Annotated in this window: 17 protein-coding genes; 10 read left to right on the forward strand and 7 right to left on the reverse strand. The window is 71.5% G+C overall.

Annotation, left to right across the window (positions count from 1 at the left end; translation table 11 throughout):
• Nucleotides 1-30 precede the first annotated feature (30 nt).
• On the reverse strand, nucleotides 31-678 hold the full coding sequence (gene ctaE, locus IGS67_RS12205; RefSeq protein WP_192281473.1) for an aa3-type cytochrome oxidase subunit III: 648 nt from the start codon (nucleotides 676-678) through the stop codon (nucleotides 31-33).
• Between the two features lie 244 nt (nucleotides 679-922).
• Here ctaE and IGS67_RS12210 point away from each other — a divergent pair, with 244 nt between their 5' ends.
• Nucleotides 923-1,354 carry a response regulator gene (locus tag IGS67_RS12210; RefSeq protein ID WP_102510466.1) on the forward strand — a complete coding sequence of 144 codons (432 nt, stop codon included), beginning with the start codon at nucleotides 923-925 and terminating at the stop codon, nucleotides 1,352-1,354.
• 10 nt (nucleotides 1,355-1,364) lie between these two features.
• Nucleotides 1,365-2,414, forward strand: a complete 1,050-nt coding sequence (gene trpD, locus IGS67_RS12215; protein ID WP_192281475.1) for an anthranilate phosphoribosyltransferase — start codon at nucleotides 1,365-1,367, stop codon at nucleotides 2,412-2,414.
• A gap of 53 nt (nucleotides 2,415-2,467) precedes the next feature.
• On the opposite strand, the gene IGS67_RS12220 is transcribed toward trpD, so the two are convergent.
• The 3 genes from IGS67_RS12220 to IGS67_RS12230 all read right to left on the reverse strand — a co-directional run bounded on the left by IGS67_RS12220 (nucleotide 2,468) and on the right by IGS67_RS12230 (nucleotide 6,663).
• Nucleotides 2,468-2,749, reverse strand: a complete 282-nt coding sequence (locus IGS67_RS12220; protein ID WP_102508417.1) for an Lrp/AsnC family transcriptional regulator — start codon at nucleotides 2,747-2,749, stop codon at nucleotides 2,468-2,470.
• A 74-nt stretch (nucleotides 2,750-2,823) separates the two neighbouring features.
• A complete protein-coding gene (locus IGS67_RS12225; protein ID WP_235978242.1) occupies nucleotides 2,824-4,719 on the reverse strand; it encodes a DEDD exonuclease domain-containing protein in 1,896 nt (631 codons plus the stop codon).
• A gap of 126 nt (nucleotides 4,720-4,845) precedes the next feature.
• Nucleotides 4,846-6,663: an AMP-dependent synthetase/ligase gene (locus IGS67_RS12230; RefSeq protein WP_192281479.1), complete on the reverse strand. Its 1,818-nt coding sequence runs from the start codon at nucleotides 6,661-6,663 to the stop codon at nucleotides 4,846-4,848.
• A gap of 260 nt (nucleotides 6,664-6,923) precedes the next feature.
• Between IGS67_RS12230 and IGS67_RS12235 the strand changes: the two genes are divergently transcribed.
• Nucleotides 6,924-7,868 carry an ROK family glucokinase gene (locus IGS67_RS12235; RefSeq protein ID WP_192281481.1) on the forward strand — a complete coding sequence of 315 codons (945 nt, stop codon included), beginning with the start codon at nucleotides 6,924-6,926 and terminating at the stop codon, nucleotides 7,866-7,868.
• A 91-nt stretch (nucleotides 7,869-7,959) separates the two neighbouring features.
• On the opposite strand, the gene IGS67_RS12240 is transcribed toward IGS67_RS12235, so the two are convergent.
• A complete protein-coding gene (locus IGS67_RS12240; RefSeq protein WP_192281483.1) occupies nucleotides 7,960-8,571 on the reverse strand; it encodes a hypothetical protein in 612 nt (203 codons plus the stop codon).
• Nucleotides 8,572-8,629: 58 nt separating this feature from the next.
• On the opposite strand from IGS67_RS12240, the gene IGS67_RS12245 reads away from it, so the two are divergent.
• From IGS67_RS12245 to IGS67_RS12255, 3 genes are all read left to right on the forward strand, one after another.
• Nucleotides 8,630-9,424, forward strand: a complete 795-nt coding sequence (locus tag IGS67_RS12245) for a lysophospholipid acyltransferase family protein (protein ID WP_235978254.1) — start codon at nucleotides 8,630-8,632, stop codon at nucleotides 9,422-9,424.
• A gap of 117 nt (nucleotides 9,425-9,541) precedes the next feature.
• The gene (locus tag IGS67_RS12250; protein ID WP_192281485.1) at nucleotides 9,542-10,759 is read left to right on the forward strand and encodes a pyrophosphate--fructose-6-phosphate 1-phosphotransferase; all 1,218 of its coding nucleotides are present in this window, start codon (nucleotides 9,542-9,544) and stop codon (nucleotides 10,757-10,759) included.
• Nucleotides 10,756-12,102: a class II 3-deoxy-7-phosphoheptulonate synthase gene (locus IGS67_RS12255; protein WP_192281488.1), complete on the forward strand. Its 1,347-nt coding sequence runs from the start codon at nucleotides 10,756-10,758 to the stop codon at nucleotides 12,100-12,102. The genes IGS67_RS12250 and IGS67_RS12255 overlap by 4 nt, the downstream gene beginning before the upstream one ends.
• A 64-nt stretch (nucleotides 12,103-12,166) precedes the next feature.
• On the opposite strand, the gene pknB is transcribed toward IGS67_RS12255, so the two are convergent.
• Nucleotides 12,167-14,221 (reverse strand): Stk1 family PASTA domain-containing Ser/Thr kinase, encoded by a 2,055-nt coding sequence (gene pknB, locus IGS67_RS12260; protein WP_192281491.1) that lies wholly within the window; start codon nucleotides 14,219-14,221, stop codon nucleotides 12,167-12,169.
• A gap of 99 nt (nucleotides 14,222-14,320) precedes the next feature.
• Here pknB and IGS67_RS12265 point away from each other — a divergent pair, with 99 nt between their 5' ends.
• Nucleotides 14,321-14,719 (forward strand): Rv2175c family DNA-binding protein, encoded by a 399-nt coding sequence (locus IGS67_RS12265; RefSeq protein WP_192281494.1) that lies wholly within the window; start codon nucleotides 14,321-14,323, stop codon nucleotides 14,717-14,719.
• 74 nt (nucleotides 14,720-14,793) lie between these two features.
• On the opposite strand, the gene IGS67_RS12270 is transcribed toward IGS67_RS12265, so the two are convergent.
• Entirely contained in the window at nucleotides 14,794-15,894 is a 1,101-nt protein-coding gene (locus IGS67_RS12270; RefSeq protein ID WP_192281497.1) for a polyprenyl synthetase family protein, read from the reverse strand.
• Nucleotides 15,895-16,000: 106 nt separating this feature from the next.
• Between IGS67_RS12270 and IGS67_RS12275 the strand changes: the two genes are divergently transcribed.
• The 3 genes from IGS67_RS12275 (at nucleotide 16,001) to IGS67_RS12285 (ending at nucleotide 19,593) form a co-directional block, all read left to right on the forward strand.
• Entirely contained in the window at nucleotides 16,001-17,131 is a 1,131-nt protein-coding gene (locus IGS67_RS12275; RefSeq protein WP_192281500.1) for a DUF4192 domain-containing protein, read from the forward strand.
• 215 nt (nucleotides 17,132-17,346) lie between these two features.
• Complete coding sequence (locus IGS67_RS12280; RefSeq protein ID WP_192281504.1) at nucleotides 17,347-17,754, forward strand: universal stress protein; 408 nt, start codon at nucleotides 17,347-17,349, stop codon at nucleotides 17,752-17,754.
• 216 nt (nucleotides 17,755-17,970) lie between these two features.
• Entirely contained in the window at nucleotides 17,971-19,593 is a 1,623-nt protein-coding gene (locus IGS67_RS12285) for an RNA polymerase sigma factor (RefSeq protein ID WP_192281507.1), read from the forward strand.
• The last annotated feature ends 106 nt before the right edge of the window (nucleotides 19,594-19,699 follow it).

The raw sequence follows: 19,699 nt of genomic DNA on the forward strand, positions 1-19,699 counted from the left end.
GCACGGTGTGACATCCGCGCGGGGTGGGGCTCAGCGAAGGACGTAGATCACGAAGAAGAGCGCGATCCACACGACGTCGACGAAGTGCCAGTAGTAGGAGGTGACGATCGCGGTCGTGGCCTCGTGGTGGCCGAAGCGCTTGGCCGCGTGCGAGCGGGCGAGCACGTAGAGGAAGGCGATGAGCCCGCCGACGACGTGCAGCCCGTGGAAGCCGGTCGTGAGGAAGAAGACGGAGCCGTAGGGGCTCGACGAGATCGTCACGCCGTGCTGCACGAGCTCGGCGTACTCGAAGACCTGACCGGCGACGAACACGGACCCCATGACGAAGGTGAGGACCATCCACTCGTTCATGCCCCAGCGGTTGATCTGCACGAGCGAGCCCGTGCGGCGCGGCTGGAAGCGCTCAGCGGCCCACACAGCCATCTGGCACGTCACCGACGAGGCCACGAGGATGAGCGTGTTGCCGAGGGCGAACGGGAACGCGAGGTTCGAGGCGTGAGCCTCCCACTCCTGCGTCGGCATGACCGACCGGTGGGAGAAGTACATCGCGAAGAGGCCCGCGAAGAACATGAGCTCGCTCGCGAGCCACACGATGGTGCCGACCGAGACGGGGTTCGGCCGGTTGACGCCGACGTGGGCGCTCGGGGCATGGGTAGGTGCAGTCGTCACGGGAGCCATTATGGCCGAACAGGCGGCTGTCTGGGACCATTGGACCTCCCCTGGGCCCTCACGGATGGCTCACAATGGGCGGGCGCGCGGGTCATGACCCGCGCAACGATGCGGAATCGGCGAGATTCCAACGCTTTTGATGACGACTCGACGACTTTTGTCATCGCGCGCGCCCGGCGTGTTTCGGCAGTCGGTGGACACCGTGACAAGATGCGTTGAGCACGACCACAGCCCTGACGACGAAGCGAAGGCGATGACGATGTCGACCCAGCCGGCCACCACATCCACGGCCACCCGCGCGCCACGGATCCTCCTGCACAGCGACGACATCACGGTGCGCGACCAGGTCCGCACCGCCGTCGGGCCGCGGCTCGCGGCAGGCGCCCCCGAGATCGAGTGGCTCGAGGTCGCGACGGCTGACGCGCTCCTGGACAGGAAGGACCTCGCGTCCTTCGACCTGGTTATCCTCGACGGCGAGGCTGACAAGGTCGGCGGTATGGGCCTGTGCCGTCAGCTGAAGAACGAGATCTACCTCTGCCCGCGGGTCCTCGTCCTCGTCGGACGCCCGCAGGACGCGTGGCTCGCGTCGTGGTCCCTCGCGGACGCGACGGTGTCGCGTCCTCTCGACCCGTTCGAGGTGCAGCGGACGATCGCCGAGCAGGTGGGTGCCGCCCAGGCACGGTGAGGACGACTTCATGAGCACGACGTGGCCCCAGCTCCTCCGTCGGCTCGTCGCCGGTGACGACCTCCCGCGCGATGACGTCGCCTGGGCCATGGACCAGGTCATGGCCGGTCAGGTCCCGCCGGCTCGCCTCGCGGGACTTCTCGTCGCGCTCCGCGCCAAGGGGGAGACCGTCGAGGAGCTCACGGCGCTCGCCGACGTCATGCTCGAGCACGCGGTGCCGTACGCGGCACGCGTCGAGCGTGCCGTCGACATCGTCGGGACCGGCGGCGACATGGCGAACACCGTGAACATCTCGTCGATGGCAGCGATCGTCGTCGCGGGCACGGGCCTCACCGTCGTCAAGCACGGCAACAGGTCCGCGTCCTCGACGACCGGCTCCGCCGACGTTCTCGAGGCGCTCGGCATCGATCTCGACCACACGCCCGCGCGCGTCGCGCGGATCGGGGCGGAGGCAGGCATCACGTTCTGCTTCGCGAAGACGTTCCACCCGGCGATGCGGCACGCGGGTGCCGTCCGTGGTGAGCTTGGCATCCCGACGGCCTTCAACTTCCTCGGGCCGCTGACGAACCCGGCCCAGCCCGGCGCGATCGCGGTCGGGTGTGCGGACCTGCGGATGGCTCCGCTCATGGCCGGCGTGTTCGCGACGCGCGGCACGCACGCGCTCGTGTTCCGCGGCGCCGACGGCCTCGACGAGCTCGCGGCCAACGGCCGTGCCGACGTGTGGGAGGTCCGCGGCGGCGCCGTCGAGCGCACGACGCTCGACGCGACGGAAGAGCTCGGGCTCGACCCGGTGACCGTGGCCGACCTGCGCGGCGGGGAGGCAGAGCACAACGCGGCCGTCGTGAGGCGGGTGCTCGACGGCGAGGACGGGCTCGTGCGTCAGACGGTACTGCTCAACGCCGCCGCCGCGATCGTCGCGGACGGATCGCTGCCAGGCACGGGCGAGGGCGCTCTCGTCGACCGCCTCCGGGCGGGTCTCGACCATGCCGCGCACGCGGTCGACTCGGGAGCCGCTCGCGGCAGGCTCGAGGCGTGGGCGCGTGCGAGCGCGTCCGACTGAGCCCGTCGGGCTGAGCGTGTCCTGCGGAACCGCTCGCGCCCCGGACTTCGGCGTCAGTCGCCGAGGCCGAGGTCGAACGCGCGGTCGAGCTCGGTCGACGAGTACGTGCGGAACGCCAGGTGGGTCTGCGTGCGCTGCACGCCGTCGACCTTGTTGATGCCGTCAGCGATGACGCCGGCGAGATCGTCATGGTTCCGCACGCGCACGATCGCGATGAGGTCGTTGTCGCCCGTGACCGAGTAGACCTCGTCGACGCCGCGGATCGCCGTGATCGTCTCCGCGACCTCGGGGATGCGGGCGGGGATCGCGTCGATCATGACGATGGCGGTGAGCATGGGGACTCCTTCGTGGCGCTCCGGCTGTGCTCGTCCCATCCTGCCACCGCTGTGCCGAGGCTGGCTGGAACGACTCAGTCCGCAGGTGCCCCGTCGCCGGCTCCACGGGCGTCCCGGGCCTGGGCTGCGAGCGCGCCGTACGCGCCCGGTCCGTGGACGGCGCACGAGAACGGGTGCGTCGTGCGGACGAGTCTGACACCGGGGGAGTCAAGCCAGTCGAGCAGCAGAAGGGTCTCCTCGGGGTGGGCCGCGGTCGCGGGCACGACGGGCGGCAGGACCACCTCGGCCGTCGCGGTCGCAGCGTCGATCGTCAAGTAGGGGTCGGTCCCGACGGGGGCGATCGCGGTCGCAGCGAGCCGACCGTGCCGGACGACGACGACCTCCCACGCGCCGTCGTCCCGCGCCCGAGCCGCGACGAGCTCGTCGCAGGCCGACATCTGCGCAAACCGTTCCCGGCGTGCGGCACCATCGACGACCGCGGCGATGCGGTCGCGCTCGACGGCGGCCTGCTCGAAGCGCTCCTCGGCCGAGTAGCGCATGATGCGGGCGAGCATCCGCTCGACGACCGACCCGGGGTCATCGCTCATCGCGGACCGGGCGGCCGCGACCTCGGCGTCGTGCGCGGCGCGCGATGCACGTCCGTCGGCGTCGTCCCCGGCAACGCACGGTCCCGCGCACCGACCGAGGTCGAGCAGCGGGCACGCGGCGGCCCCCGGCCGTGCGACGAGCGGGAGCCTCCGGGTGCAGCGCCGGACGTCGAGCGCGGACTGGAGTCCCTCGAGCGCGGCCTGCGCCGTGCGCCGGGAGAGGAAAGGCCCGATGTGCCACGCCCCCTCACGACGGGGCGCCGTCGGGGCGGCCGTCCCGACGTCCTCGGCCCGCACACCGGCGACGGCAGCATCTGCTGCACCCTCGGTCTCTGCGACGACCTGCGTGACGATGCTGAGGCGCGGGTGCGGCTCGTCGGTGAGCCGGACCCACGGCATGCGCTCGGGGAACCGGGACCGACGGTTGTAGCGCGGCGAGTGCTCCGCGATGAGCCGGAGCTCGCGCACCTGCGCCTCGAGGCGGGTCGCGCACGGCACGGCCGAGACGCGCTCGGCGATCGTCACCATCTCGGTCATGCGGCGCCGGGTCTCGGCGCGCGTGAAGTAGCTGCGCACACGGGTGCGAACGTCGACCGACGTCCCGACGTAGAGGACCTCGCCGTCGGGGGCGTGGAACATGTACACGCCGGGTCCGCGCGGCATCTCGTCCGCGAGGTGCCGCTTGGCTCGCACGGCAGGGGCCACCGGATCGACCGCAGACGCGAGGTCCTCGAGATGCGTGATGCCCCACGGGGCGAGCCTGCCGAGGAGTGCGTGGAGGACATCGACCGTGGCACGCGCATCCGAGAGTGCTCGGTGGTCCGGAACCGTCGTCGCGCCGAAGAGCTGCGCGAGCGTGCCGAGCCTGTGGTTGCGGACCTCGTCCTTGGGGACGACGCGGCGGGCGAGAGCGACCGTGTCGACGACCTCGAACCGGGGCCACGGGGTGTCCGTGGCTCGTGCCGCCGCCTTGAGGAAACCGACGTCGAAGCGCGCGTTGTGCGCGACGAGCACGGCGCCGTGCGCGAACTCGAGAAACGCCGGGAGGACCGCCTCGATCCGTGGGGCGTCGATGACCATGGCTGTCGTGATGCCGGTGAGGACCGTGATCTGTGGAGGGACGGGGCCGCCAGGGTTGACGAGGGTCTGGAACTCCCCGAGGATCTCGCCGCCGCGCACCTTGACCGCGCCGATCTCCGTGATGGCGTCGGTCGCTGGTGCCGTCCCCGTCGTCTCGAGGTCGACGACGACGAAGGTCACGTCACGCAGGTCGGTGCCGAGGTCGTCGAGCGCGCCCTGGACACCGACGGCGTCAGGCGCGACGACCGGACGCCGCAGCCCGGTTCCCGGGTGGTGCGTCCCGGATGTTGTCGAGGCCTTCATGGACGCGACCGTACGCTGCGGCACCGACATCCGGCGTCGACCTCGTGCGAAGGGGCGTGCGACCTGGGCAGACGCCGATGGCGGCGTCCCGGAGGGGACGCCGCCATCGGCGGGACTCGGGAGTCGTCAGACCGTTCCGGGCGACGCGACGCCGTCGTAGAGCGCCTCGACGTCGTCGCCGAAGTCCTCGAGGACGAGCGACCGCTTGACCTTGAGCGACGGCGTGAGATAGCCGTTGGCGATCGTGAAGTCGGTCGGCAGGATGCGGAACTTGCGGATCGACTCTGCACGAGACACGGCCTTGTTGGCACGGGTCACGGCCTTGTCGATCGCTGCGAGGACGTCAGGGTCCTCCATCGCCTGCTCGAGCGTGAGCTCGGGCTTGCCGCGCGCCGTGAGCCACGTGGGCAGCGACTCCGCGTCGAGGGTGATCATCGCGGCGATGAACGGCTTGGCGTCGCCGACGACGACGCACTGCGAGACGAGCGCGTGCGCGCGGACGCGGTCCTCGAGGATCGCGGGGGCGACGTTCTTGCCGCCTGCGGTGACGATGAGCTCCTTCTTGCGCCCCGTGATCCGGATGTAGCCGTCGGCGTCGACAGAACCGAGGTCGCCCGTGCGGAACCAGCCGTCCTCGAACGCCTCCGCGGTCGCCTCGGGGTTGTTGTGGTAGCCCCGGAAAACCTGGGGGCCGCGGACGAGGAGCTCGCCGTCGTCGGCGACGCGGACCGCGGCGCCCGGCAGCGGTGGGCCCACCGTCCCGATCTTCGTGAGTGCCGGGAGGTTGACGGAGACCGGCGCGGTCGTCTCCGTGAGGCCGTAGCCCTCGAGCACCGAGAGCCCGACGCCGCGGTAGAAGTGGCCGAGTCGCTCGCCGAGGGCTGCGCCGCCCGAGATCGCGTAGCGCGCGTCGCCGCCGAGCGCCGCCCGGATCTTCGTGAGCACGAGCGCGTCGGCGATCTTGTGGCGCAGACCGAGCATGGGCGGGACCTTGCCGTCGTCCTGCGCGCGCGACCACGCGATCGCGGTCGCGGCGGCCCAGTAGAAGATCTTGCCCTTGCCGCCGGCGATGGCCTTCTGCTCCGAGGAGTTGTAGACCTTCTCGAAGACGCGGGGGACCGAGAGGATGAACGTGGGCTTGAACGCTGCGAGGTCGGGCAGAAGCGTCCCGACGTCGGGCGTGTGGCCGAGGACGACGTTGGCGGGCACCGTGAGGACGCCGATGAACCGCGCGAAGACGTGAGCGAGCGGCATGAACAGGAGCGTCCGACGCCCAGGGACGCCGACGACCTCCGGGAGCTTCTCGATCGCGTTGAGGCAGAGCGTCACGAAGTTCTCGTGAGTGAGCTCGGCACCCTTGGGTCGCCCCGTCGTGCCCGACGTGTAGATGATCGTCGAGAGCGAGTCGAGCGTCGCGAGGGAGCGACGGCGCGCGATCTCCTCGTCGGCGACGTCGGCTCCGCGTGCGACGATCGCGTCGATGCCGCCCTCGTCGAGGACGAGGACCTCCCCGAGCGATGGGCACTTGCGTCGTACCTGCTCGATCGTCGCGGCGTGGGCAGAGGTCTCGACGACGACGTGCTTGACGTCCGCATCGGTGAGGATCCACTGGACCTGCTTCGCGCTCGACGTCTCGTAGAGGGGGACGGGCACCGCACCGGCAGCCCAGATCGACCAGTCGAGGAGCGACCACTCGTAACGGGTGCGGGACATGATCCCGACCCGGTCGCCGGGCTCGACGCCCATGCCGACGAGGCCCTTGGCGACCGCGACGACCTGCGCCTCGAACTCGCGGGCCGAGATCGACCGCCAGGGCGCGCCCTCGGCAGTCTTCACCTCGATGATCGCCATGTCGGGGAAGCGCTCGAGGCGACCCGCGAGAAGGCTGTTGATGTTCTCGGACCGGGGTGGGTCGACGAGGATTGGCGTGCGGTGCTCGCTCATTCTGACTCCAGTGGCAGTGGGCGTGTGCCCACAGGTTAGCGGGCCGCGAGGGGCCCTGTGAGCACCGTCGCATTATCACGGCCGACCGTCACCGATCCGTGACCTAGGTCCCGGGCGGGGAGGTGAGGGGCGTGCCCGCTGCTCGGGCCGTGTTTCCGTGACCCGGGACGTCCGGTGCTGGAAGCGATCTCGTGCTGTGGCACGCTTGGTGCTCGGAGTAGCGCCGACGGGCGTTGCCGGACGACAGGAGCAGGATTCGGATGCACGCGCTCGGTGTGGACATCGGCGGTACGAAGATCGCGGCCGGCGTGGTCGACGAGAACGGGACGATCCTCGCCCAGGTGAGGCGCCCGACCGACCCCACCGATGCACCGAGCATCGACCGCGCGATCGCGGCCGCGTACCACGAGCTCGCAGCAGAGCACGAGATCGGCGCGATCGGTCTCGCCGCCGCCGGCTTCTGCAGCCCCGACCGGCGCAGCGTCGCCTTCGGGCCGAACATCGGCGCGTGGCGCGACTACCCGCTCGCCGAGAGGGTCGCCGAGCTCACCGACACGTCGATCCCCGTCGTGGTCGAGAACGACGCGAATGCGGCCGGATGGGCCGAGTTCCGCTACGGCGTCGGTGCGGGCACGGACGACTTCCTCATGCTCACGGTCGGCACCGGCCTCGGGGGGGCCGCGGTCGTCGGCGGTGCGCTCGTTCGCGGCGCCTACGGCGTCGCGACCGAGGTCGGTCACATGCGTGTCGTCCCGGACGGACGGCTCTGCGGCTGCGGGCACTTCGGCTGCTGGGAGCAGTACGCGTCCGGCTCAGCGCTCGTGCGGACCGCGCGCGCCGCGCTCGTCGCGCACCCCGACCGCGCGGCACGGCTGCGCGAGCTCGCCGAGGGCGGCGAGCTCGTCGGCCCCCACGTGACGACCGCAGCCCAAGAAGGCGACCCGCTCGCGATCGAGCTCTTCGCTGCGCTCGGCCGCTGGCTCGGCGAGGGCGCCGCGACCGTCGCGGCCTTCATGGACCCGTCCGTCATCGCGATCGGCGGTGGCGTCGGAGACGCGGGCGACCTCCTCCTGCGCCCGACGCAGGAGGCCTTCGAGCGCGTCCTGCCCGCCCGCACCCATCGTTCGCGCCTCGCGACGATCGCGATCGCGACGCTCGGCAACGACGCGGGGATGGTCGGCGCGGCCGACCTCGCGCGACACTGACGACGCCGGACGCCGGACGCCGCAGACGCAGGGTCCGACGACGAGGGGCGCGGACCGCAACGGTCCGCGCCCCTCGTCGTGCACGGGGTGCCTACACCCAGGGCTCGTCGTCGCCGTGCGCGTCGCCCCGCTCGTGGGGGAGACGCCAGAGGAGGACCCCGGCGCCCGCGGCGAGCAGCCCGGCACCGCCCCAGGCGACGACCGACGGCATGACGCGGACGAGAAGCGCCGAGAGGACGAGCGCGAGGATGCCGCCCGCGACCGCGAACCACGCCATCGTCAGCACGGGGTCGCCGCCGAGGATCGGGCCGGGTTCCGGCGGCACGAAGTGGCTCTGCTCGTCCTCGAGGTCGATCTCCTCCTGGGAAGCCACGTGGTCACGCGGGCCGATGGGCTTGACGCCCGGGAGCGTCGGGACGTCGGTGAGCCACGGCCGGGGCCGCACATCGACGTCGTCCGTCGCCGCGCGGACGTCGTCGAGGCCGGCGACGATCCGGGCGAACTCCGAGTCCGTGTCGAGGCCGGGTGCCCCGGCGGCGGGGGCGCCTGACGCGTGAGGAGCGTCGGGTGCGGTAGGTTTCTCCGCAGGATCAGGGGTGCTCGCGTCGTCGTGCATCGTCCGACCGCCGTCCGTGGCCTCGTCCGGGAGTTCGCCCGGGGACTCGTCACGGCCCTGCGTGGGATCGACGTTGGGTTCCACCATGCAGATCACTCTAGAGTCGGAAGGTGCGCCCTGTCGGAGGCGCGAGGAGGAAGCTGCGTTGTTCTACTGGCTCATGAAGAAGATCGTCGCCGGTCCTTGGCTGAAGCTGTACTTCCGCCCGTGGACCCGCGGGCTCGAGAACGTGCCCGCGACCGGCGGGGCGATCCTCGCGAGCAACCACCTCGCCGTCATCGACTCGTTCGTACTGCCGATCGTCCTCGACCGCGAGATCGTCTTCATCGGCAAGTCCGAGTACTTCACGGGTACGGGCCTCAAGGGCCGGCTCCAGGCGAAGTTCTTCCGCGGTGTCGGGACGATCCCCGTCGACCGCTCGGGGGGCAAAGCGTCGGAGGCGGCGCTCAACACGGGGCTCGCGCGGTTGCGCGAGGGCGGGTTGTTCGGCATCTACCCCGAGGGGACGCGCAGCCCCGACGGTCGCCTCTACCGCGGCAAGACGGGCGTTGCGCGTCTCGCTCTCGAGTCGGGCTGCCCGGTCGTGCCCGTCGCGATGATCGCGACGGAGAAGGCCCAGCCGCTCGGCAAGGTCATGCCGCGTCCCGTGCGCGTCGGCGTGGTCGTGGGGGAGCCTCTCGACTTCTCCCGCTACCACGGCATGCAGGACGACCGCTTCATCCTGCGCTCCGTCACGGACGAGATCATGTACGCGCTCATGAGTCTCTCGGGCCAGGAGTACGTCGACATCTACGCGGCGACCGCCAAGGCGCGCCTCGCCTCGGGACAGAAGTCCGGTGCCGACGCCCCCGCGGCACGCAAGGCTCCTGGTGGACGTACCGCCCCGGACGTCCATGTGCCGGTCCCGCCCGAGGAGGGCGCGGCACCGCCAGTAGACTGACGGTGGCGCGGGCGGCCCTGCCGCACTGCGCTCCGCGGTCCGGAAATCCACGGCCCGTCGAGCTCGGCGCACACCCGCGTCGCAGGCCCGCGGGCGACGATGAGAGGTAGTTCTTCGATGTCTGTACGTCGTGTTGCCCTTCTGACGGCCGGCGGCTTCGCCCCGTGCCTCTCCTCCGCGGTCGGAGGGCTGATCGAGCGCTACAACGAGCTCGACCCGTCGATCGAGATCATCGCGTACCAGCACGGCTACCACGGCCTGCTCCGCGGCGACAAGATCGTCGTCGACGCCGAGGGCCGCGCCAAGGCCGGAGTTCTGCACCGCTTCGGCGGCTCGCCGATCGGCAACTCGCGCGTCAAGCTCACGAACGCGAAGGACTGCGTCAAGCGCGGTCTCGTCCAGGAGGGTGAGGACCCGCTCAAGGTTGCCGCCGAGCAGCTCAAGTCCGACGGTGTCGACGTCCTCCACACGATCGGTGGCGACGACACCAACACGACCGCCGCCGACCTCGCTGCGTACCTCCACGAGAACGACTACGAGCTCACCGTCGTCGGCCTGCCCAAGACGATCGACAACGACGTCATCCCGATCAAGCAGTCGCTCGGGGCGTGGACCGCTGCCGAGGAGGCCGCGCAGTTCGCGTTCAACGTCATCGGCGAGCACCGCTCGGGCCCGCGCATGCTCATCGTCCACGAGGTCATGGGTCGCCACTGCGGCTGGCTCACCGCCGCCGCTGCAGCCGAGTACCGCAAGCACCTCGACACGCTCGAGTGGGTGCCGAGCCTCGGCCTCACCCGTGAGCGCTGGGACATCGACGCTGTCTTCGTCCCGGAGATGAAGATCGACATCGCCGCCGAGGCCGAGCGCCTCAAGGCCGTCATGGACGCCAAGGGCAACGTCAACATCTTCCTCTCGGAGGGCGCGGGCATGCACGAGATCGTCGAGCAGCTCGAGGCCGCCGGTGAGACCGTCGAGCGCGACCCCTTCGGTCACGTCAAGCTCGACACGATCAACCCGGGCGCCTGGTTCGCCAAGCAGTTCGCCGAGCGTCTCGGCGCCGAGAAGGTCATGGTCCAGAAGTCGGGCTACTACTCGCGTGCCGCCGCGGCCAACGCCGAGGACCTGCGCCTCATCAAGTCGATGACGGACTACGCCGTCGACGCCGCCCTCCGCGGCGAGTCGGGTGTCGTCGGCCACGACGAGGAGAACGGCGACGTCCTCACGGCCATCGCCTTCCCGCGCATCGCCGGCGGCAAGGCCTTCGACGTCTCCCAGCCGTGGTTCGGCGAGCTCCTCGCCGGTATCGGCCAGGACCTGGTGCCTGCCCAGGCATGACGACGACGGCGCACGACGAGGTGGTGGAGGGGCTCGACCACTTTCGCTCGCTGACTGCCAAGCAGCAGCCCACCTGGCCCGACGCGGACGCGTTGGGCCAGGTGGCTGCGCGCCTGGCCGAGGCCGCCCCCCTCGTCGTGCCCGCCGAGGCCGACCTGCTCACGGAGCGTCTCGCGGCGGCCGGCCGCGGCGACGCGTTCCTCCTCCAGGGAGGTGACTGCGCCGAGACGTTCGCCGAGGCGCAGGCCGACCGCATCCGCAACAAGATCCGCACCATCCTCCAGATGGCTGTCATCCTCACGCACGGCGCGAGCATGCCCGTCGTGAAGATGGGGCGGATGGCCGGGCAGTACGCGAAGCCGCGCTCGTCGAACGACGAGACTCGGGACGGTGTGACGCTCCCTGCGTACCGCGGCGACATGGTCAACGGGCACGACTTCACCGAGGCCGCCCGGATCCCCGACCCGCAGCGGCTCCTCGACGGCTACCAGATCTCGGCCGCGACGATCAACGTCGTCCGCGCCTACACGCGCGGGGGTTCAGCCGACCTGCGGCGCGTGCACGAGTGGAACCGCGGTTTCATGCGGAACCCCGCGTACGCGCGCTACGAGTCGACGGCCGCGGAGATCGACCGCGCGCTACGCTTCATGGAGGCGTGCGGCGCCGACTTCGACGCCCTGCGCACGGTCGAGTTCTTCGTCTCGCACGAGGGGCTGCTCCTCGACTACGAGCGCGCGCTCACGCGCGTCGACGCCCGGACGGGCGAGGCCTACGACACCTCGGGCCACTTCCTGTGGATCGGCGAGCGCACCCGCGACCTCGACGGCGCGCACGTCGAGTTCCTCTCGCGCGTCGCCAACCCCATCGGCGTCAAGCTCGGCCCGACGACCTCGCCCGCGGACGCGATCGCGCTCGTCGAGAAGCTCAACCCGACCGGTCGTCCGGGACGGCTCACGTTCATCACGCGCATGGGCGCAGGACGTATCCGCGAGGCACTGCCCTCGATCGTCGCGGCGGTCCGTGACCACGGCAGCCCCGTCACCTGGGTGACGGACCCCATGCACGGCAACACCATCACGTCGGGCACGGGGTACAAGACCCGTCGTTTCGAGGACGTGCTCGACGAGGTGAGCGGCTTCTTCGAGGTGCACCGAGCGCTCGGCACCGTCCCTGGCGGCCTCCACGTGGAGCTCACCGGTGACGACGTCACGGAGGTCCTCGGCGGCTCTGAGGAGATCGACGACGAGGGCCTCGCGGCCCGCTACGAGACGCTCGTCGACCCGCGGCTCAACCACCAGCAGTCGCTCGAGATGGCCTTCCAGGTCGCCGAGATGCTGCGCTGACACGCAACCGACACGGAAGGGCTCCGACCACACGGTCGGAGCCCTTCCGTGTCTGACGGGGGCGTCAGACGACGGTGATCGAGACCGTCGACCCCTTGGGGATCTTGTCGCCGGGGTCCACGCTCTGGAAGCGCACGATGTTGAGGAGACCGCCCCACTGCTTCTTGACGTCGGGGACGAAGCCCGCCTTACGCAAGATCTCCTCAGCGTCCGCCGCCGACTTCCCGACGACGCCCGGCACCTCGACGAGCGGCGGGCCCTTGGAGACGACGATCGTCACCGTGTCGGTGCGGTGCGCTGCGCTCGAGGCCTCGGGCGTCTGGGAGATGACGGCGCCCTCGGGGACCGTCTCGGAGAACTCCTTGGTGACCTTGACCTTGAGGCCGACGCTCTTGAGCGTCGCGGACGCGTTCTTGCTCTGCGACCCGACGACCTGGGGGACAGTCACCGGCGCAGGGCCGTCGGAGACCGTGAGGGTGACAGGCGTCGAATGCGGAACCTCCGTGCCTTCCTCCTGGTCGACGGACATGACCTCGCCCGCGGGGACCTTGTCGTCGTGGACGAGGACGTCCGGCGCGGCCTCGAGTCTCGCCTCCGCGAGGCGCGCGTGCGCCTGCTCGGCCGTCGCCCCCACGAGGTCGTCCGGGACCGTGAGCATGAGGATGCCGAGCGACACGACGAGCCGGACCGTGCCTTCCTTGTGGATCTCCTCGCCCTCCCGCGGTTCGACGCTCACGACCGAGCCCGCGGGTACGTCGTCGTCGTGGACCGCCTGCGAGGTGTCGGCGTGGAGCCCGAGCGTCGCGAGCGCGTTCGTCGCGGCCTCGGCCTCCGCCCCGACGAGACCCGAGGGGACAGTCGTGTAGGCACCAGGCCCCCACGTCGCCCACCAGAGGGTCGCCCCACCCGCCAGCGCGGCGACGAGGACGACGACGAGCGTTGCGACGAGCGCGCGGCGTCGCCGCCGGGCACGCAGTGCAGGACCGACGGTGTCGACGGGGGCGACGGCCCCCGTGCCGATCGGCAGGGCGATCGTCGTCCCGGAACCCACGAGACCGAGCGCCTCCGTGCGGTCGTCGTCCTCCTCAGGGCTTGGCGCCGAGACGGGAGAGCTGGCGGAACCCGCGGACCCAGGAGTCTCGGCCGAGCCCTCCGCACCCGGGGGTGGAGGCACCGGGGGGAGCTGCGGCTCGTCGTCGTCCGTGGCCTCGGGCTCTGGGGTCTCCGCGAGGGGAACCTCGTGGCGGAGCGCGAGGTCCTCGGGGGTGAGGGCGCCACGCGTGCGCCGCAGCAGGTCGAGGGCCGCCGCCGCGTCGGGCGGACGGTTCTCGGCGTCGCGCGCCGCGAACGCCGCGACGAGCTCGTCGATCTCGGTGGGCATGTCCGTCGCGACGTCGGAGACGTCAGGGACGTCGACGTTGACGTGCCGGTAGGCGACCTGGATGGGCGTCGCGCCCGTGTGCGGCTGCGCGCCCGTGAGCATCTCGTGGAGGAGGATGCCCACCGCGTAGACGTCGGTCCGGGCGTCGCACGCGCCCGTGAGGATGATCTCGGGCGCAAGGTACGCGACGGTGCCGAACACCGTGCCGGTCGCCGTCGACGTCACCTCGGTGACCGCGCGTGCGAGCCCGAAGTCGGCAACCTTGACGCGTCCCTCCTCCGAGATGAGGACGTTCTCCGGCTTGATGTCGCGGTGCACGAGACCGGTGCGGTGCGCGGCTGTCAGCGCGTCGAGGACGGCCTCGGCGATGTCGAGCGCCTCGCCGACCGGGAGCGTCCCCTGCTCCCGCAGGCGTCGGCGCAGCGTCGAGCCGTCGATGAGTTCCATCGTGAGGTAGCTCGTGTCACCGTCGACGCCCTGGTCGAAGACGGCGACGAGCCCCGGGTGCGCGAGCCGGGCTGCGGCACGCGCCTCGCGGCGGAAGCGCGAGACGAAGTCCGCACCCTCGGCGCCGTCGGCGAGATGCGGGTGCATGACCTTGAGCGCGACCTCCCGGTCGAGCCTGCGGTCGACCGCCCGGTAGACCGTCGCCATACCGCCCCGGGCGATCCGCGACACGACGAGGTAGCGGCCGTCGACGAGACGGCCGACGAGCGGATCGGTCAGGGTGGCTCCCACGGTGGCGAGTCTACGGTGGGCGGCACGTCCGGGACGTGTGGGCGCGCCCGATGTCTACCGGGTGATCGTCGAGGCTTCACACAGGACTACCGTGGACCCATGACTGACACCACCAGCCCGGGGGAGTGGCTCACGCTCCCGGACGTCGCCGAGCTCCTCGGGACCGACGTCTCCAAGGTTCGCGGCATGCTGCACGACCGGGTCATCATCGCGGTGCGCCGCGGCGAGAACCCCGTCAAGCGCGTCCCCGCCGACTTCTTCGTCCCGCGACACCTCCAGAACCCCGCGGACCGGCGTCAGCCCGTCGAGGGGGAGCGGCCCGTGCCGCTGCCGTCGCTCCAGGGGACGATCGCGCTGCTCGCTGACCTGCGCTTCGACGACGAGGCGATCGTCGACTGGCTCCTCGCCGACAACGACGAGATCGGCACCTCGCCGCTCGCAGCCCTCCGCGAGGGGCGCAAGTCCGAGGTCCGGAGGGTCGCTCAGGCGCTCCTCTGAGAAGGAGCGTCACGCTGACCGACAGCTTCCTGAGGGGTGGGACCACGACCGTGTGGCTCCACCCCTCGGGCGTGTCAGGCCGAGCGCTCGATCGCGGCGTAGCCGAGGGCACGGAGCATCGTGGCACCCTCGCCCTCGAGGTCGAGCGCGTCGAGCGCGGCGAACGCCTCGTCCGCGAGCTCGTCGACGAGCTTCTCGACGCCGTCGAGCGCGCCCGTGCGGACGAAGATCTCGCGCAGGTCGTTGATCTCCTCGTCCGTGAGCTCGGGCGAGCCGACGAGGCCGCGCACGAGCGCGGCCTCCGCCGGCGTCGCCCCGCCGAGCGCGCGCGCGAGCAGCACGGTGCGCTTGCCCTCACGCAGGTCGTCGCCCGCGGGCTTACCCGTCGTCGCGGGGTCGCCGAACACGCCGAGGATGTCGTCACGCAGCTGGAAGGCCTCGCCGAGCGGGAGCCCGAAGCGGCGGACCCCGGCGAGCGTCTCCTCGTCGGCGCCCGCGGACGCGGCGCCGAGGCTCAGCGGGTGCTCGACCGAGTACCGCGCTGACTTCGCGCGGATGACGGCGCGCGCGCGTCGCTCGTCCTCGGCGGCGTCGTCGCTCCACGGCCGCACCTGCGAGAGCACGTCGAGGTACTGCCCGAGCGTCACCTCGGCACGCATCGTGTCGAAGATCTCGCGCGTCGGGGACCCGACGCGCTCAGGAAGGTGCTCGAGCGCGGTGCTGAGCATGCGCTCGCAGCCTGCGAGCGCGAGGTCGCCGAGGAGGACCGCGGCCGAGAGCCCGAACTGGGCGGAGTCGCCGGGCCACCCACCGGCACGGTGGACACGCGCGAAGTGCACGTGCGCGGTCGCATGCCCGCGCCGGGTGTCGGACTTGTCCATGAGGTCGTCGTGGAAGAGCGCGGCAGCCTGGAAGAGCTCGAGCGCGGCGCCGAGACGCAGCGCGCCCTCGGCCTCGCCGACGTCGGTCGTCAACGCGCGCCACGCCCAGTACGTGAAGGCCGCGCGGAGGCGCTTGCCGCCGCCGAGCAGGCGTCCCATCGCGTCGAAGAGGGGGACGACGTCGTCGCCGTGCTCGGCGACTGCGTCGTGGCGCGCGCCGGTGAGGTAGAGGTCGACGAGGTGGTCGACCCGGGAACGCACGTCATCACGGTCGACGAGGGCAGGGGTGCTCATGCGGGCAGCCTATCGAGGTTGTCCCCAGGAGGGGGCCGCCCGCTGTCCGTCCACAGATGTGGGGGGATCGCGAGCGCGGGTCCGGCGGAGAGTGTGACCTGTCCCCATGACCAACACGATCCGGGCTTCCGAGCCCTGCGAGCTCCTCGCCCTCGTCCCGTACCAGCTGGGCTTCGTGCCGCGCGACTCCGTCGTGCTCGTCGGCCTCCGAGGGCCCCGGCGACGCGTCGGCATGATGATCCGGACCGACGTCGCCGACGTCGCCCACCCCTTCGACGGACCCCAGCTCGCGCGCAACCTCGTCGCGGCAGCGGCGCGCGACGGGGCGTCGAGCGTCGTCGTCGTCCTCTACCGGGAGCAGGATCTCCGCGGCGGCGAGCACCTCGACGCCGAGGCGACCGAGGCGTTCGACGCGCTGCTCGAGGCGCTCGGCGACGCGCTCGAGATCCGCGGGGTCGTCGCAGTCGGTACGCGGACTTATCACGAGGTCGAGCCGGACGGCACGCTCAGCACCGCGCGGCCCCTCGCGGACCTCGAGTCGACCGCCGTGGGAGCCCGCATGGTGTTCGACGGCGTCGCGGTGCTCGCCGACCGTGACGACCTCGGCCGGGTGCCCGTCGTCACGGCGGCCCACCGCCGGGCCGCCGCCCGTGCTGCCCGGGAGCACGCCCTGCCGTTGCCCGACGCCGAGGGCGGGAGCGGCGGCTGGCGTGCCCGCTCGCTCGCGGAGTGGCGCGGCGCGGTCCGGGCCGCTCAGCGGGACGCGTCGGCCCCGGGCACGGTGCGGGGGCGCCCCACGCGGTACGGCCGGATCGGCGAGGCGCTCGAGGACAAGAGGGTGAGGGACGCGGTGCTCGTCACGCTCGTCCCCGGCACGGGCGACGTCGCCGAGATCTTCTGTGGGAGCGACGGGCGCGAGCGCACCGAGGACGTCGGGTTCGTCGTCCGCGTCATCGTGGACCCCGAGGTCGCGATCGCCCCGGACACCGCGCTCCTCGAGCCGGCCCGAGTCGTCCTCCGGCAGGTCGTCGCCCACCGTGACAACGGCTCGGCGCCCGCGCTCACGCTGCTCGGGCTCACGGCGTGGTGGACCGGGCACGGTGCCGAGGCAGCCGTGTGGGTCGACCGCGCGCTCGAGGTCGACCCGTTCCACTCGCTCGCGAGGCTCGTCCGCGAGGCGCTCGATGCCGGGCTCCCTCCGGGCTGGGTGCGGCGGGCGCGCGACGCAGGCCGCTGAGGCGCGCGACGAGCGGCTCGGGACCGGGGCGGCGTCCTCACGGGTGACGGGCGGGCCGTCGGGTGTCGCGGTGGGCGCGACGTCGTCGCGGTGTGGCCGACACCACGGCGCCGGTGCGTATCTCCGGGACCGACGGCACGAGTCACGGCGGTCACCGTCAGATATCGTCGGAACCCAACGGCGCGACACAGGGCGCCCGGCGCAAAGGAGCAACGATGTCGGTCGTCGTCGGATACCAGTCCACCCCCGAAGGGGCGGCGGCGCTCAGCACGGCGAGGGACACCGCACGTTCCCGGGGGACGCGTCTCGTCGTCGTCGTGAGCGAGCGGGCAGACCGGGTCGACGCCGAGCGTGCCAGGGCGCGCGACGAGGACCTCGCGCGCGTCGCCGCCGACCTTGCCGGGGCAGGTGTCGACCATGAGGTACGGGTGCTCGAGGGGGCCGGCGACGTCGCGGACGACCTCGTCCATGTCGCCGAGGACACCGCCGCGACGCTCGTCGTCATCGGCCTCCGCCGGCGCAGCCCCACGGGCAAGCTCGTGCTCGGAGCGAACGCGCAGCGGGTCCTCCTCGACGCGCCGTGCCCCGTCCTCGCCGTCAAGCCGGACCCGACCCTTTCCTGATCGCTCCCGAGAACGGGAACAAAGCAGGGTTCCCCGGGCGTTTAACGAGGCGTGCACAGCCCCTGGCGGCGTGACGGGCGACCGCGTCCGGGGCGTCGCCGGGGTCATCCGTGCGCGCGGTCCGAGTACAATAGGGGGACCGTGCTCGTCCCGCGCCGCGAAGCTCATCCCGCGGTCGGCATCAAGCACTCCTCGAGTTCTGCCGAAAGGTCATCTGTGGCGCCCAACATCCCGAACCCCGCTCTTCCGCGCGAGTTCGAGCACCCTGTGCTCCAGGAGCTCGTCCGGCGCGGGACGACCGACGGCCGGATCGACGCCGAGAGCCTGCGCACTGCCTGCGAGGCCGCCGCGGTGGCGGACGCCAAGCGTCTCAAGGCCGTCTACCGAGCGATCGCGATGCTCGGCATCGAGGTGACGCTCCCCGCCTCCGGCAAGGTTGCGGCCGCCGCGACGAAGCGTGCGACGTCGACGACCGCGAAGGCTGACGCCGACGCCGCCCCCGCGAAGAAGACCGCGGTCCGCAAGACAGCCGCCAAGGCTGCTGTGACCGAGGGCGAGGCGGAGGACGAGACGGCTGCGAAGGCGGCCGCCACGAAGCCTGCTGCGAAGAAGGCCCCCGCGAAGAAGGCCGCCAGGACCACGACGAAGGCCGCTGCGGCGAAGAAGAAGTCTGCCGGAGCCGCGAAGGACTCGGACGCGGGCGAGGCGGTCGTCGAGGAGACCGACGACGTGGCCCCCGGTGACGACGACCTCGAAGACGTCGAGATCGAGCTCGACGAGCCGGACACCGAGGCTGCCGAGGACGCGCCCGCGAAGCCTGCGACCGCCGTGAAGTCGGCGGAGGAGGCCGAGGAGTCGACGAGCGGTTTCGTCTACTCCGACGCCGACGACGACGACGCCCCCGCGCAGCAGGTCGTCACCGCCGGAGCGACCGCCGACCCGGTCAAGGACTACCTCAAGCAGATCGGTAAGGTCGCGCTCCTCAACGCGGAGCAGGAGGTTGACCTCGCCAAGCGGATCGAGGCCGGTCTGTTCGCCGAGGAGCGCCTCACGCACGCAGCGGGCGAGCTCGCACCCAAGCTGCGCCGTGAGCTCGAGTGGATCGCGTCCGACGGCCGTCGTGCGAAGAACCACCTGCTCGAGGCCAACCTGCGCCTCGTCGTCTCGCTCGCGAAGCGCTACACGGGCCGCGGCATGCTCTTCCTCGACCTCATTCAGGAGGGGAACCTCGGCCTCATCCGTGCGGTCGAGAAGTTCGACTACACCAAGGGCTACAAGTTCTCGACGTACGCCACGTGGTGGATCCGTCAGGCGATCACGCGCGCCATGGCCGACCAGGCGCGCACGATCCGCATCCCCGTCCACATGGTCGAGGTCATCAACAAGCTCGCCCGCGTCCAGCGGCAGATGCTTCAGGACCTGGGTCGCGAGCCCACGCCCGAGGAGCTCGCCAAGGAGCTCGACATGACGCCCGAGAAGGTCGTCGAGGTCCAGAAGTACGGCCGCGAGCCCATCTCGCTCCACACACCGCTCGGCGAAGACGGCGACAGCGAGTTCGGTGACCTCATCGAGGACTCCGAGGCTGTCGTCCCGGCGGACGCCGTGAGCTTCACCCTCCTCCAGGAGCAGCTCCACCAGGTGCTCGACACCCTCTCCGAGCGCGAGGCGGGCGTCGTCTCCATGCGCTTCGGCCTCACCGACGGGCAGCCCAAGACGCTCGACGAGATCGGCAAGGTCTACGGCGTGACGCGTGAGCGCATCCGTCAGATCGAGTCGAAGACCATGTCGAAGCTGCGTCACCCGAGCCGGTCGCAGGTCCTGCGCGACTACCTCGACTGAGCGCTTCCGGCCCCAGCCACGACGACCCCCGAACGGATGTGCGGGGGTCGTCGTCGTTCCTGGAGAGGTGGCCTCGTCCGGCCTCGGGGAGCGACGCTTGCCGCCG

The organism is Flavimobilis rhizosphaerae (genome assembly GCF_014852685.1).
GTDB lineage: Bacteria > Actinomycetota > Actinomycetes > Actinomycetales > Cellulomonadaceae > Flavimobilis > Flavimobilis rhizosphaerae.